The organism is Kitasatospora sp. NBC_01266, assembly GCF_036242395.1.
Classification (GTDB): Bacteria; Actinomycetota; Actinomycetes; order Streptomycetales; family Streptomycetaceae; genus Kitasatospora.
This window is the reverse complement of record NZ_CP108458.1, coordinates 2,615,259-2,628,173: the sequence shown is the minus strand read 5'-3', so window position 1 is coordinate 2,628,173 and position 12,915 is coordinate 2,615,259. Positions and strand designations below refer to the sequence as shown.

15 protein-coding genes are annotated in these 12,915 nt (G+C 73.3%); 7 read left to right on the top strand and 8 right to left on the bottom strand.

What is annotated here, in order from left to right:
- Positions 1–2: 2 nt before the first annotated feature.
- The 3 genes from OG403_RS11080 (at position 3) to OG403_RS11070 (ending at position 2,530) form a co-directional block, all read left to right on the top strand.
- Positions 3–662 (top strand): hemerythrin domain-containing protein, encoded by a 660-nt coding sequence (locus tag OG403_RS11080; protein ID WP_329563650.1) that lies wholly within the window; start codon positions 3–5, stop codon positions 660–662.
- A 140-nt stretch (positions 663–802) separates the two neighbouring features.
- Positions 803–1,426 (top strand): hypothetical protein, encoded by a 624-nt coding sequence (locus OG403_RS11075; RefSeq protein ID WP_329563649.1) that lies wholly within the window; start codon positions 803–805, stop codon positions 1,424–1,426.
- Between the two features lie 192 nt (positions 1,427–1,618).
- Positions 1,619–2,530: a DUF1152 domain-containing protein gene (locus OG403_RS11070; RefSeq protein ID WP_329572244.1), complete on the top strand. Its 912-nt coding sequence runs from the start codon at positions 1,619–1,621 to the stop codon at positions 2,528–2,530.
- Here the strand turns inward: OG403_RS11070 and OG403_RS11065 are convergent.
- The 3 genes from OG403_RS11065 to OG403_RS11055 are packed head-to-tail and all read right to left on the bottom strand — an operon-like array spanning position 2,469 to position 4,474.
- Positions 2,469–3,527, bottom strand: coding sequence for a hypothetical protein (locus OG403_RS11065; RefSeq protein ID WP_329563648.1), 1,059 nt, complete (start codon positions 3,525–3,527; stop codon positions 2,469–2,471). The genes OG403_RS11070 and OG403_RS11065 overlap by 62 nt on opposite strands.
- 14 nt (positions 3,528–3,541) lie before the next feature.
- Positions 3,542–4,096 carry a DUF1697 domain-containing protein gene (locus OG403_RS11060; protein ID WP_329563646.1) on the bottom strand — a complete coding sequence of 185 codons (555 nt, stop codon included), beginning with the start codon at positions 4,094–4,096 and terminating at the stop codon, positions 3,542–3,544.
- A gap of 21 nt (positions 4,097–4,117) precedes the next feature.
- On the bottom strand, positions 4,118–4,474 hold the full coding sequence (locus tag OG403_RS11055) for an arsenate reductase family protein (protein WP_329563644.1): 357 nt from the start codon (positions 4,472–4,474) through the stop codon (positions 4,118–4,120).
- A gap of 58 nt (positions 4,475–4,532) precedes the next feature.
- Between OG403_RS11055 and OG403_RS11050 the strand changes: the two genes are divergently transcribed.
- Together OG403_RS11050 and OG403_RS11045 are read left to right on the top strand one after the other, a co-directional pair.
- On the top strand, positions 4,533–5,753 hold the full coding sequence (locus tag OG403_RS11050; protein ID WP_329563642.1) for a cytochrome P450: 1,221 nt from the start codon (positions 4,533–4,535) through the stop codon (positions 5,751–5,753).
- A gap of 115 nt (positions 5,754–5,868) precedes the next feature.
- On the top strand, positions 5,869–7,077 hold the full coding sequence (locus OG403_RS11045; protein ID WP_329563640.1) for a PP2C family protein-serine/threonine phosphatase: 1,209 nt from the start codon (positions 5,869–5,871) through the stop codon (positions 7,075–7,077).
- A 6-nt stretch (positions 7,078–7,083) separates the two neighbouring features.
- On the opposite strand, the gene OG403_RS11040 is transcribed toward OG403_RS11045, so the two are convergent.
- From OG403_RS11040 to OG403_RS11020, 5 genes are all read right to left on the bottom strand, one after another.
- A complete protein-coding gene (locus OG403_RS11040; protein ID WP_329563638.1) occupies positions 7,084–7,287 on the bottom strand; it encodes a cold-shock protein in 204 nt (67 codons plus the stop codon).
- Positions 7,288–8,081: 794 nt separating this feature from the next.
- Positions 8,082–8,246, bottom strand: coding sequence for a hypothetical protein (locus tag OG403_RS11035; protein ID WP_329563636.1), 165 nt, complete (start codon positions 8,244–8,246; stop codon positions 8,082–8,084).
- 32 nt (positions 8,247–8,278) lie between these two features.
- Complete coding sequence (locus OG403_RS11030) at positions 8,279–9,193, bottom strand: ABC transporter ATP-binding protein (RefSeq protein WP_329563634.1); 915 nt, start codon at positions 9,191–9,193, stop codon at positions 8,279–8,281.
- Positions 9,190–9,999, bottom strand: coding sequence for a hypothetical protein (locus OG403_RS11025; RefSeq protein WP_329563632.1), 810 nt, complete (start codon positions 9,997–9,999; stop codon positions 9,190–9,192). Before OG403_RS11025 ends, OG403_RS11030 begins: the two co-directional genes overlap by 4 nt.
- Positions 9,996–10,694, bottom strand: coding sequence for a hypothetical protein (locus OG403_RS11020; protein WP_329563631.1), 699 nt, complete (start codon positions 10,692–10,694; stop codon positions 9,996–9,998). Before OG403_RS11020 ends, OG403_RS11025 begins: the two co-directional genes overlap by 4 nt.
- Positions 10,695–10,884: 190 nt before the next feature.
- Between OG403_RS11020 and OG403_RS11015 the strand changes: the two genes are divergently transcribed.
- Both OG403_RS11015 and OG403_RS11010 read left to right on the top strand, forming a co-directional pair.
- Entirely contained in the window at positions 10,885–12,021 is a 1,137-nt protein-coding gene (locus OG403_RS11015) for a sensor histidine kinase (protein WP_329572242.1), read from the top strand.
- Positions 12,018–12,698 carry a response regulator gene (locus OG403_RS11010; protein ID WP_442910899.1) on the top strand — a complete coding sequence of 227 codons (681 nt, stop codon included), beginning with the start codon at positions 12,018–12,020 and terminating at the stop codon, positions 12,696–12,698. Before OG403_RS11015 ends, OG403_RS11010 begins: the two co-directional genes overlap by 4 nt.
- The last annotated feature ends 217 nt before the right edge of the window (positions 12,699–12,915 follow it).

The following is a 12,915-nucleotide window of genomic DNA, read 5'->3' as shown; positions in this document are numbered from 1 at the left end:
CCGTGCGACCCGTCCGATTCGCCGGTCTGCGCCTCGTCCACGCCGCGCTGCGCCGTGACCTCGCCCGGCTGCCCAACGCGCTTCGCCTCCTGCAGCCCGGCGACGACGCGGGGGCCGAGGCGCTGCGCCGGCACTGGGACTTCCTCACCGCCATGCTCACCTGCCACCACGAGCAGCAGGACGTCCGGCTCTGGCCGCTGCTGCGCCGCTTCGCCCCGGAGCTGCGGCTGCTGGTCAACTGGCTGGAGGACGACCACCACAACCTGGACCACTCCTTCACCCGCACCACCACCCTGATGCGGATCGGCACCCGGGACCCCGCCAGCGCCTGGCCGGTCGCCTACGCGGTGGAGGAGCTGACCGCCCGCCTGGAGACCCACCTGCGGATCGAGGAGGAGCAGCTGCTGCCGGCGATGGCCGAGCTGTTCGCCCCCACCTCCCGGGTCGGCACCCTCGGCGAACTGCTCGACCTGCTGCGGCTGGCCGACGGCCCGGGCGCCCCGGACGCGCTGGCCTGGCTGCTCGAGGGGGTCGCGGCGGAGCAGATCGAGGCGCTGCTGGCCGAGTGCGACGACCTGACGGCCCGCCAGTGGCCGCACTGGCAGGCGGTCTACTCGCGATGCTCGGCGGAGCTCTGGGGAGCGGCGCCCGCGGGGGAGTGACACGCCCGTGGAACAGGTGAGTTGACGGGCATTCGGGCTACGCGGGCTGGCGCTTCGGGGCTGCCGGTGCTCAGGGTGGCGGAGGGCCGTTCTGCGGCCCTGACCTTGACTCCCGTTCCCCGGAAGGAAGCTCACCCCCCATGCACAGCAAGTGGACCACGGTCCTGTTCGGCACCGTGCTGGCCGGCTCCGTCGCCGCCACCACCGGCATCGCCGCCGGTACCGCGCTCGCCCGCCACCCGATGATCAAGCCGCCGTTGACGGCAGCGGTGACCGCACCGGCGGCGCCCGCCGCGCCGGACGCGCGCCGGACCGTGGCGGCCATGGGCGCGCTCGGCGGTGTCCTGGCGCAGCTCGACGACCTGGCCGCCGCGGCTGCCCCGGACCAGGGCGCCGGCGCGGGCGCGGTGGCCGGCCCCGTGGACGCGGTGGCGCTGAAGGGCAGGCTGCGACAGCTGGGGGCGGCCGCGGAGCAGCTCAGGGCGGCGCTGCCGAGTGCGCCCTCGACGCCCGGCCTGCCCGGCGTGCCCGCGCTGCCCGGCGGCGTTCAGCCGGGCGGCCCGATGCAGCGCGAGCTGCCGTCCGCGCCCGCCGCGAGCGTCGAGGAGCGGCTCGCGGCGCTCCAGCAGGACGCCGCCGCCCTGGTGGACACCGCCTCGGCCGGGCAGGTCGACGGCCCCGCCGTCCGGTCCGCCTTGGCGCCGCTCGCCACCGACTCGCTCGCGCTGAGCAACGCCACCACCGCCCGGCTCGCCGGCGCCTGACGGCCCGGCACCGCGCCCGCCGCCTCGCCGCCCGCCGCCCCGCCTCGCTGCTCCGCCGCGCTGGGAGCAGCGGCGGGCGGCCCGGCGGCCCCGCCGCGTCCTGCTAGCGTCCACCGGGTGCCCTCCTCTCCAGCCGCCGCACCGCCCCTCTTCGAGCCACCGCTGCTCAGCAGGCTGCGCCGGGCCGAGCGGATCCTGATCGCCGGCGCGGGTGGCGGCTTCGACGTCTACGCGGGCCTGCCGCTGGCCCTCGCGCTGCGCGCGGCCGGGCACCAGGTGCACCTGGCCAACCTCTCCTTCAGCGACCTGTACGGGCTGCCGCGCGAGGTCTGGCTGGCGCCGGACGTGGCCGCCGTCCGGGCCGACACCCCGGACGGCGGCCGGGGCTACTTCCCCGAGCACGCGCTGGCCCGCTGGTTGCGCGAGCAGGGGCAGCCGGACACCGTCTGGGCCTTCCCGACCGTCGGCGTCCAGCCGCTGCGAGCCGCCTACCGGGAGCTGATCGACCACCTCGGCATCGAGGCGGTGGTGCTGGTGGACGGCGGCACCGACATCCTGCTGCGCGGCGACGAGGCCGGCCTCGGCACACCCGAGGAGGACCTGACCAGCCTGGCCGCGGTGGCCGGCCTGACCGGCCTGACGGACCGCCTGGTCGCCTGCCTCGGCTTCGGCATCGACGCCTACCACGGCGTCAACCACGCCCTGGTCCTGGAGAACCTCGCCGCCCTCACCCGCACCGGCGACTACCTCGGCGCCTTCTCCCTGCCCGCCGACAGCCCCGCGGGCGCCGCCTACCTCGACGCGGTCGCGCACGCCCAGGCGGCCACGGCCGACCACCCCAGCATCGTGCACGGCTCGATCGCCGCCGCGCTGCGCGGCCAGTTCGGCGACGTCCGCTTCACCACCCGCACCCGGGGCAGCGAGCTGTTCATCAACCCGCTGATGACCATCTACTTCGCGGTCACCGCCACCGGCCTGGCCCAGCGCCACCTCTTCCTGGACCGCCTGGAACCCACCGTGCTGCTGCGCCAGGTCTCCTCGATCATCGAAGACTGCCGAGACGAACTGCCCCGGCTACGGCCACCCAAGGCCTTTCCGCACTGATCGTCAGCCGGTCGACACCGGTGTGCCCGACCACGTGCAGACTGCCGTCGGGGGCTACCAGCTGGGCGGTCAGCTCGCCTGCCGCGTAGCTGACCATCCGCAGCCGCGCGGTGTCGAGGTCGAGCGGCGGCGGGGGAGCGGTCGGCGGATTGCGCCAGGGCGCCTGCCGGGTCGCGGTCGCCTCCCACCACGGGCCGATCACCGGTCCCGCCCGGCGCAGCCATTCGGCGCTCAGCGCGCCGAATGCCCGCTCGTGTCCCCAGTGCCGCTCGCCCGCCGTGCGAATGTCGGCCCCGGCGCCGTGCAGGGCCTGTGCCAGGGCCCGGACGGTGCGGAGGTCGCTGTTGCGGCTGCGGCGGAGACTTCTGATCTGCAGCATCGCGGTGTGCAGGAGGCGGGCCGCCCGGTTCGCCTCGGAACCTCGGACCGCGTGGCTCGGCCGGGGTGGCTGAGTCCAGGGCTCGCCGGGCCGGTCATTGGTGAACCCGCTGGCTCCCGGGCAGCTCAGCCGGGGTACCGGGCCACCACCGGCGTGGACCTGGAAGTCGAGTCGGTCGACGTCCGGGTACGTCAGCCACAGCTTCACGCCCGAGAGGCGGGCGGTGACCTGGACGCTGATCCGCTCCGGGCCCTCCCGCTCCACCAGCACGCCGGACAGCCGCGCCTGGTCGAGGTCGTAGGCCTCGGCCAGCTCCGCCAGCGGGCGTTCGGGCGCGGGGCTCCTCATCGGTGGCAGCAGACCGGTGACCTGCGCGGTGCGCTCCACCCAGGCCCGCCGCTCGGCCCCGAAGTCGGCCAGCCAGCTCAACGCCCGCCGGGCTGCCAACTCCCGCCCTCTGGGCGTGCGACGCGTGGCCGCCGCGAAGAACGGGCCGGTGTTGTTGTCCCAGACATCCGACAGTCGCACGACGGCCTGTCGGTCGTACACGTGCCCGCTCGCCGCCGCCTGCGCGATCTGCTCGACCGACGCGTCCAGCAGTTCCCCCAGCGCCGCCATCGCCCCCACCGCGCTCAGCCCTTCCGTGCCGCCGCCAGGATCTTCACCGTCGTGTGGAAGAAGCGCGCCGTCCCGTGCCCCTGGTACGCCTTGCCGAAGGCCGTCGCCGCGTTGCCGGTCGGGCGGCCGTTGATGAGGTGGGCGACCACGTAGGCCTCGGTCGGGGTGGCGGCGATCACCTCCAGGTCGCCCTTGGGGGTGAGGTGCGGCAGGGCGAGGCCGACGGGCAGCGGCTCGGAGAGGAAGACCACGCAGAGCCGGAGGTCCGGGGTGACCTCGACCCCGTGGAACGGGTCGGCGTCGACCACCGCCGCCAGCTCCGCCACCGTGCGCAGCATGGCGGGCACCGGGTAGCCGAGCGCCGTTGCCAGGTGCTCCTCGATCCGTCGGGTCAGCGCGGCGCGGTCGACGTCCGCGTCCGTGGTGAAGAAGACGTTGCCGCTCTGGATGTACGTCCGGACGTCGCGCAGGCCCAGCTCGGCGAAGAGCTCACGCAGGCGTTCCATCTTGACGGTGCGGCCACCGACGTTGACCGCGCGCAGGAAGGCGATGAAGGTTTGGTCTGCCACCCGCCCAGTGTGGCGCACCGGTCACGGCAGGATCGAGCGCACCGCCTCCGGGGTGCGGGCGATGATGGCGTGGCCGTCGTCGGCCGTGATGATCGGGCGCTGCACCAGGATCGGGTGCTCGGCCAGCGCGGTCAGCCAGCGCGGGCGGTCCGCCTCCGTGCGGCCCCAGCCGCGCAGCTCCAGCTCCTTGGCGATGGCCTCGTCCAGCCGGGTGATGTCCCACGGCTCCAGCCCGAGCCGGCCCAGCACCTCCTCCAGTTCGGCGACCGACGGCGGGTCCTCCAGGTAGCGGCGCACGGTGTACTTCAGGCCGGCCGCTTCCAGCTCGGTGAGCGCGGCTCGGCACTTGCCGCAGCGCGGGTTGATCCAGATCTCCATCCGGCCAGGGTACGCAGCCCCGGGAACCCTGCCGGACCACCCCGCCGTTCAGCGTGGTGTGGACGGTACAGAGCTGATCGACACGCTGCTGGCCCCAGAAGGCACGGCAGACCCCTACCCCCTCTACGCCCGCGCGCGCGAACTCGGCCCGGTCGTCCCGGTCTGGGACGGTGCCATGCTGCTCGCCACCGGGTACCGGACGGTCCATCAGGTGCTGCGCGACCAGTCCTTCGGCATGGCCGACGCCCAGGCCAGGGACGTCCTCGAACCCGACTTCCGCGAGCACCTCGCCAAGCTGATGCTCAGCCGGTCGATCCTGGAGACCAACGCCCCGCACCACCTGCGGGTGCGCTCGCTGATCGCCTCCGTCTTCACCGCCCGCCGGGTGGCCGGGCTGGCGGACGCCGTCTCGGCCACCGTGGCGCGGCTGCTGGACGAGCTGGCCGAACTGGGCGCGGACGGCCGCCCGGTCGACTTCATGGACACCTTCGCCTTCCGGCTGCCGGTGAGTGTGATCTGCGAGCTGCTCGGCGTTCCCGAGCGGGACCGGTACCGCTTCCGCACCCTGGCCGGCGATCTCACCGCCGCCCTGGAAGTGCTGATCAGCCCCGAGGAGTTGGCCGCCGCCGATGCCGCCACCGAGGAACTGGCCGACTACTTCACCGAGTTGGCGGCCGAGCGGCGGGCCAGGCCGCAGGGCGACCTGGTCAGCGCGCTGGTCCAGGCGGCCGACGGCGCCGACGGGCGGCTGAGCGACCAGGAGTTGCTGGCCAACCTGATCCTGCTGCTGGTGGCCGGCTTCGAGACCACCACCAACCTGCTGGGCAACGGTCTCGCCCTCGCCTTCCGGCACCCGGATGCGGCCGATGGCCTGCGCACCGGCGAGGTCAGCCCCGCCGGGTACGTCGAGGAGGTGCTGCGCCATGACTCCCCGGTGCAGCTCACCTCGCGGATTCCGCTCGCCGACGGGCTCCGGGTGGGCGGGTTCCCGGTGCCGCCGGGCAGCGGGGTGTTCCTGCTGCTCGGCGCGGCCAACCGCGACCCGGACCGCTACCCCGACCCCGACACCTTCGACCCGACCCGCACCGACAGCCAGCCGCTCTCCTTCGGCGGCGGCCCGCACTTCTGCCTGGGCGCCCAGCTGGCCCGGCTGGAGGCGGTGACGGCGCTGCCCGCCCTGCTGGAGCGGTTCCCGGGGCTGGCCCCGGCGGGCGAGCCGGTCCGCCGACCGCGCCTGGTGCTGCGCGGCTACCAGTCACTGCCGGTCAGCCTCGACTGAGACCGGCCGGGACTTTGGTCCCGGCCCGGCGGGCCGAAGGCCCTTCGGTCAGCGGCGCCCCGGTACGCGACTATGGAAGCTCCCCCTGTTGCTCGAGCGGCCGAGGAGGTCAGCCGTGTCCGTGAGGTCTGCCGTGTCCCCGAGCGTGCCACCGAGTGCCTCCTCGAGGCCCGCACCGGGGCCCGCCGAGGCGCGCCGGACGCCGGCCGCGCTGCTGCACCGGACGATGGCCCGCCCCACCACCGCCGACAGCGAGCCCGAGCTCGCGCCGCGCTGGGTGCGCTGGCTGCCGGTCCTGCTGATCCTCACCGACCTGCTGATCGAGGCCGTCTTCCCGCAGGCCACCGCGGCGGGCTTCCTGCTCACCGCGCTGCCGGTACTGGTCGCCTTCGGCTTCGGTGCGCTGGCCACGGCCCTGTCCGGAGTGGGCGCGGTGGCGCTGCAGCTGGTCCTGGCCGCCCGGGTCGGCCACCTCTACGAGCACCACCACCTGTGGGTCTACCTCTCCACCCTGATCGCGGCGCTGGCCGGGGTGATGCTGGCCCACCAGCGCAACCGCCAGGCCCGGCACCTGGTGCGGGCCCGCACGGTCAGCGAGGCGCTGCAGCGCACCGTGCTGCACCCGGTGCCCGAGCAGGTCGGCGCGCTGCGCACGGCCGGCCGCTACCGGGCCGCACAGGCGGAGGTGGCGATCGGCGGCGACCTGTACGAGCTGTGCCACACCCCGTTCGGCACCCGGGTGCTGCTCGGCGACGTGCGCGGCAAGGGCCTGGAGGCGGTGCGCACGGTGGCCGACCTGCTCGGCGCCTTCCGGGCCACCGCGCACGAGATCGCCGACCTGGCGGAGCTGGCCGCGCTGCTGGACCGCCAGGTGCGGCGGGGCGCGGTGGAGTGCGGGGACGAGGAGCTGTTCGTCACCGCCCTGCTGCTGGAGCACCGGGAGGGCGCGGACACCGTCCGGCTGATCAACCGCGGGCACCTGGACCCCGTCCTGCTCTCCAGCGGCACGGTGCAGACCGTGCACTGCCCGCAGGACCTCCCGCTGGGCCTCGGCCACCTGCGGCCCGACGGCGCGCTGCCCACCGGCACCGCCGTCCCGCTCACCGCCGGCCAGACCCTGCTGCTGCACACCGACGGCGTCACCGAGGCCCGCGACCGCGACGGCCGCTTCTACCCGCTCACCGAACGCCTCGCCACCCGCTTCCACGGCCGCGCCTCGGTCACCCCCGAGCAGGTGGTGGCCTTCGTCGGCGACGACGTCCAGGTCCACGGCGGCCCGGCCACCGACGACCTGGCACTGCTGGCACTCAGCCCGGCCCGCTGACCGGCCTCAGGCGGGGACGACGTTCTCGGCCTGCGGCCCCTTGGGCCCCTGGACGACGTCGAAGGTCACCTGCTGGTTCTCCTCCAAGGAGCGGAACCCGGCGGAGTTGATCGCGGAGTAGTGGACGAAGACGTCCGGTCCGCCGCCGTCCTGGGCGATGAAGCCGAATCCCTTCTCGGCGTTGAACCACTTCACCGTTCCGGTGGCCACGTTGGTCTCCTTCGTCGACGTGGGGCTGAGTCCCGGTACAGGTATCGCCTCCCGGCCGCGGCCCGGCGGACCGTCACCCGGTCGAGGGCGTGTCGACACGAGCGGGCCGGTGACCCGGCTTCCTCGCCGACGGAAGATCATTTCACAACCGGTGCACAAGCGGCGGCGATGACGATGGGATGCGATGAGAAGGGCTGAGCGGAGACCACGAGATCGAGTCGACGGTCCACCGTGTGGCGCTACACGGTGCTACTGGTCGTGGAGGTGCGATGTCGATGAGCCTCAGCGGCCTTGAGGGCCGACCGCAGTTGCGAAGAGGTCTCGAAGCATCGCTGGCGCTGTGGCCAGTGCTGCCTGCCGTCGACCTCAACGACGATTCGCACGGCTCCGGGGAGTAGGAGCAGGAAGTCCATGCGCTCGCGGCCGAGGAGACAGTCCTTGCCCCGTCCTGTGCGAGTCCGAGGGCCGAGGTGCGAGCAGACCTGGACGAGCTGCCGCGGCCCGAGGCGGACGCGCGCTGACTCCTGTCTCGTGCGTGTGGCCCCCTGAACGAGACGGCGTCCCGCCCGGGCTGGTGGCGACCATCAGCGCGGTCTGCACCCCGTGCAGGATGTCCGTGAACTCCCGTACTCGCTCGGGGTCTCCACGCTCCGGCGCAGGGCCTCGCGGAGGCGGGGGCGGGCGGGAAGTCCGAATCACCGTTCAGTGCGTGACCGTCACCAACGGGCTCCCCCGAGGGCAAGGTCCACCCGAGTGCCACGGGTGGCGCCGACCGCCGTGTGTTCAGGCAGTGTTCAACGACTCTTGCGGCGGTCGCGCACCAGACGGACGACGTAGATGGGAACGCCGATGATGGCGGCGATGACGAGGGCCCAAAGCGCGAAGTAGGCGAGGCCGGGGTGGAAGCCGGTGGTGGTGTCGGCGGCGGCCAGGACGGTGGTGAGTGGCTGATGGGACATCTTCTGCTCCTCGGGTGTTGGCGGGGCTGGGGTCAGATGACGCGGAGACTGGCGCTGGCCCGCTCCGGGGCGGTGTCGTGCATCAGGGCGATGTAGCCGTCCTCGACGGTGGCGCTGACGGGCTCCGCGTCCGGCGCCGGGGCGTCGGCACTGATGACCCGGTAGGTGGTGCCGGTCATGCTGGGGGTGACGTTGACGGTGGGCAGGTCGGGCGGAGGGGTGGTCGCCGGCTGGGTGAGGTGCCACACCTTGCCCTCGGCACGGGTGGCGAGGTCACCGATGGCGCCCTGGAGGGCGACGTGCCCGCGCTCGATCACCACGACGTTCGGGCAGGTCTGCACGATGTCGTCGACGATGTGGGTGGAGAGCAGCACCGTCCGATCGCCGGCCAGCCTGGCGAGCAGGCTGCGGAACCGCAGCCGCTCCTCGGGGTCCAGTCCCACGGTGGGTTCGTCGACGATCAGCAGCCGGGGGTCGTTCAGGATGGCCTGGGCGATGCCGACGCGGCGCTTCATGCCGCCCGAGTAGCCCTTCACCTTCCGGTTGGCGACATCGCTGAGCGAGACCAGTTCGAGGACCTCATTGACGCGGGCGCGGCGGGCGCGCCGGTCGGTGATGCCCTTGAGCAGCGCCATGTAGTCGAGGAACTGGCGGGCCGTCAAGTCCGGGTACAGGCCCAGCTCCTGGGGGAGGTAGCCGGTGATGGCCTGGACCTCTCGGCGCTGGCTGCGCGACGTGAGCTCGGTGCCGTCCACCGCGACGGTGCCCGAGGTCGGCAGCAGCACCCCGGTCAGGACCCGCATGAAGGTGGTCTTGCCGGCCCCGTTGGGGCCGAGCAGACCGACCATGCCGACGGGCAGGCGCAGGCTGATGCCGTCGAGGGCGCGGATCTCGCCGCGCCGGAAGGTGACGGTCAGATCGGTGATGGTCACGTTGGGCGCGGTCATGACGGGCTCCTCCTGGTGAGCACGAGCTGGGTCATCACGAGGGCGGCGAGCGCCATGAGCAGCAGGAAGGCGATGCTGAGGACGGCCTCGCCGCCGGTCGGGGTGATTCCCCGCTGCCTGGCGTCGAACAGGGTGCCGTGGAACCAGGCACCGGCCGGGTACTCGCCGATGGCTTCGAAGGGCGTGCCGGCGGGAGTGGGGATCCCGAAGCGCGGGCCGACCATGTTTCCCCAGACCCAGTAGCCGAACAGACCCAGCCGGTACAGCACGGGCCCGGTCAGGTACGGGACGGTGACCGAGCCGGCCACGACGAAGACCAGCCCGGGAAGGATGATGGCGGCGAACGCCGCGAGGCCGACCGGGATCACCCCGGCCCCGCGCTGGGCGGTCAGGTAGCCGAGCAGGCCCACCCAGGCGACGACGACCGGTGTGATGCTCGCCGCGCCGGCGCCGACGGCCTTGCCCCACAGGCGCGGGCCGATGCCGGTGGGCGTCGAGGTCAGCAGGTCGCTCAGCCCCAGCCGGGACTCCCGCCGGACGCGGTCGGCGAGGACGGCGCCGACGCCGATCGGGCACAGCATGAAGTTGCCCGCCCAGTCCGCGACCAGAAAGGTGTTGTCCGTGGTGCTGGTGAAGCCCAGCGGGAAGGGCGATGCGCAGCGCAGCGCGATCAGCGCGAGCACGACCACCCAGACCGCCGGGCGGCGCACCTGCATCAGGTACTCGTAGCGGGCGGCCACGATGGACTTCGCCCACCAGCCCTGAGCTGCCGTCGGCGGAGCGGTTCGCTGAAGGACGGCGGTCATGCGGCATCGCTCCCCACAAATCGTTCGGGACGCCCCAGCAGCAGGCCGGCCGCGACGATGGCGGCGACGCCGACGGCGGGCAGGGCGATCCGGTTGACGGTCCATTCGTGCGCAGGGACCTTGGCGTCGATGCCCATGAACATGTACTGCGCCCGCAGCACCGTGTTGTCCATGACGGCGCGCTTCATCAGGTCCTGGGCCAGCCAGATGCCCCCGATCAGGCCGCTTGCGGCGCCCGGGCTGCGCAGGCCGATCGCGATGAGCATCGCCAGTGCGACCAGCCAGAGCATCGGCGGGGCCCACACCAGGACGCAACCGCCCGTGCTCTGCCCCACGGGCCAGGCGTTCAAGGCGCGGAACACGACGGCGTCCACCAGCGTGACCAGGGCCGCTGGGACCACCACCAGGCCGACACGCAGGAACAGCACCCGGCGGTAGACCGTGGTGGTCATGACCAGCTCGGCGCCGGTGTCACGCCCCACGATCGAGGAGGCCGCGACGGCGGCGCCGAGCGGGGCGAAGCCCGCCAGGACCGCGCCGGCGGCGAGGTCGAGGTGCTCCGCGTCGGCCCCGGTGGCATGCATGACGACCACCAGGATCGCGCCGCCCAGCGTTGCCGCCAGCGCCGTCACCGGTGCGGCGATGCCGATGACCCGCAGCTCCAGACGGAGGCGGGCCCAGGTGGACCGGTTCATGTCCACCTGCCGGCTCGTGCGGGCCCCGCATCGCCGCGGGGTGTGTCAAGGTCTCGTTGCATGCCCTCAAGCCTGCTCACGCCGACCGGGACTCGTACCGGCCAAAAGTACTGATCGGGCGGCACGGACCGGTCCTTTCGGCCGATACAGCGGCCGCGACCGGTTCCGTAGCCTGAGCACCGTGAGTGCGATGGAACGGCTGGCCGCACTGGCCGCCAGACGAACCAACGTCCTGCTCGGGCTTGCCCTCGCGGCGGTGCTGGCAGCGACGGCCTACTGGCATGCCGCCCACCCGGGCGGCCGGGGCTGGTTGCTCGACTGCGCCATCGGTGCGGTGGTGTGCGTCGCGGCGCTGCTCCGGGAGCGCGACCGGCTGGTCGCCGTGGCAATCGGCCTGTCCGCCGCGACCGCCGCCGTCCTCTTCTCCAGCATGGGGTACCTGACCGGCCAGCCCGGCGTTGCCGCGTCCCTGGCGCTGACCGTCCTGGCCGGTTCCGCGGTCCGGGTCCTGCCGCCCTGGCGAGCTGCCGTGGTCGCCGTGGCCGGGCTCGCGATCATGGGACTCGGCCGACTCGCGACCACCTCACATGCCGCCGACCCGTTCCATGAGGGCGTCCAGGGCTGGTTGGTCGGCCTCGGCACGGGGCTCGCCCTGCGCCTCCTGGACCATCGCCGCCAGGCCGCCGTCGAGGCCGTGCGGCGAGACGAACGCCTGGCCCTGGCTCGGGAGTTGCACGATGTCGTCGCCCACCAAGTCTCCGGCATCGTGATGCACACCCATGCCGCCCAGATCATGCTCCGCAAGCAGCCCGACCGCCTCGGCGCCGCCCTGGCGGACATCGAGCGCTCGGGCACCGACGCCATGGACGCCATGCGACGGGTGGTCTCCCTGCTCCGCGACGCGCAGGACAGCGCTGCCGTCACCGCGGGACCGGAGCAACTCGTCGACCTGGTCCGCCGCTTCGAGGAGCACGGACCGGCCGTCGATCTCCGGCTGCCCACCGCGGCGCCGACCTGGCCACCCGTGGTCACCACCACCGTTTACCGGGTCGTCCAGGAATCCCTGACCAACATCGCCCGCCATGCCCGCGGCGCCCGGGCGGCCACCGTCACCATCTCCCAGGACAGCACGGACATCACCGTCGAGATCGGCAACGATGCTCCGCCGCACCCCGCGATCCGCGTCTCCCCGCGCGGCGGCTACGGCCTGGTCGGCATGCGCGAACGCGTCGAGGCACTGGGCGGTACGCTCAACGCCGGTCCGCAGCCCGGCGCCGGCTGGTCGGTACGGGCCACCCTGCCCCTGCAAGCCGGAGACCGCCCGTGAGCATCAGCGTGCTGGTCGCCGACGACCAGGCCATGATCCGCACCAGCCTGCGCCTCATCCTGGAGGACGAGCCCGACATCACCGTCGTCGCGGAAGCACGCGACGGCGCCGAGGCCGTCGCCTTCGCCCGCCAACTGCGGCCCGACGTCTGCCTCGTCGACATCCGGATGCCCCGCCTCGACGGCATCGACGTCACCCGCGCACTTGCCGGCCCGGGCGTCGCCGACCCGCTCCGCGTCGTCATCGTCACCACCTTCGGACTCGACGAATACGTCTATGGCGCCCTCCAGGCCGGAGCCCTCGGATTCGTCCTCAAAGACGGCGACCCCACCCTCTTCACCGCCGCCGTGCGGGCCGCCAGCACCGGGGACGCGCTGATCTCCCCGTCGATCACCCGGCGCCTGCTCCGCGACCTCGCCTCCGTCAAACCCTCCCCAGCCCACCAGCCCGACCCCGCGCTCACCGACCGGGAGACCGACGTCGTCCGCGCCGTCGCCCGGGGCCGCACCAACCAGGAGATCGCGGCCGCCCTCTTCATCTCCGTCAGCACCGTGAAGGGCCACCTCGCCGCGATCCAGAACAAACTCGGAGCCCGCAACCGCAGCGAGATCACCGCCTGGGCCTGGGAATCCCGCCTCATGCCGGGCAGCGCGGACCAACCGAACAGCAGCCGGTAGCCGTGCGAATCGGCCAGGCAGGTGGAGGCGCGCGGGTTCCGCCGTCGCTGTCGGGGTGCTGTGACGAGTTCACGACCACGGACTTCCCCGAAGCCGTTGGCCCGCACCATCCTCTCAGCGCCTGACAGCGAGATCGGTTTGCGTGACGAGCTGAGGGATCGGCCGACATGGCGGCGCGGCCGCAGCTTCAATCCGAATCGGTGTGATGCGTGCGGAC

Bases quoted from the DNA above. Each gene is read 5' to 3' on its own strand.
- OG403_RS11075 (WP_329563649.1), top strand. From the start codon at position 803: ATGCACAGCAAGTGGACCACGGTCCTGTTCGGCACCGTGCTGGCCGGC.
- OG403_RS11065 (WP_329563648.1), bottom strand. From the start codon at position 3,527: ATGGCGGCGCTGGGGGAACTGCTGGACGCGTCGGTCGAGCAGATCGCG.
- OG403_RS11055 (WP_329563644.1), bottom strand. From the start codon at position 4,474: ATGGAGATCTGGATCAACCCGCGCTGCGGCAAGTGCCGAGCCGCGCTC.
- OG403_RS11035 (WP_329563636.1), bottom strand. From the start codon at position 8,246: ATGTCCCATCAGCCACTCACCACCGTCCTGGCCGCCGCCGACACCACC.
- OG403_RS11030 (WP_329563634.1), bottom strand. From the start codon at position 9,193: ATGACCGCGCCCAACGTGACCATCACCGATCTGACCGTCACCTTCCGG.
- OG403_RS11025 (WP_329563632.1), bottom strand. From the start codon at position 9,999: ATGACCGCCGTCCTTCAGCGAACCGCTCCGCCGACGGCAGCTCAGGGC.
- OG403_RS11020 (WP_329563631.1), bottom strand. From the start codon at position 10,694: ATGAACCGGTCCACCTGGGCCCGCCTCCGTCTGGAGCTGCGGGTCATC.
- OG403_RS11015 (WP_329572242.1), top strand. From the start codon at position 10,885: ATGGAACGGCTGGCCGCACTGGCCGCCAGACGAACCAACGTCCTGCTC.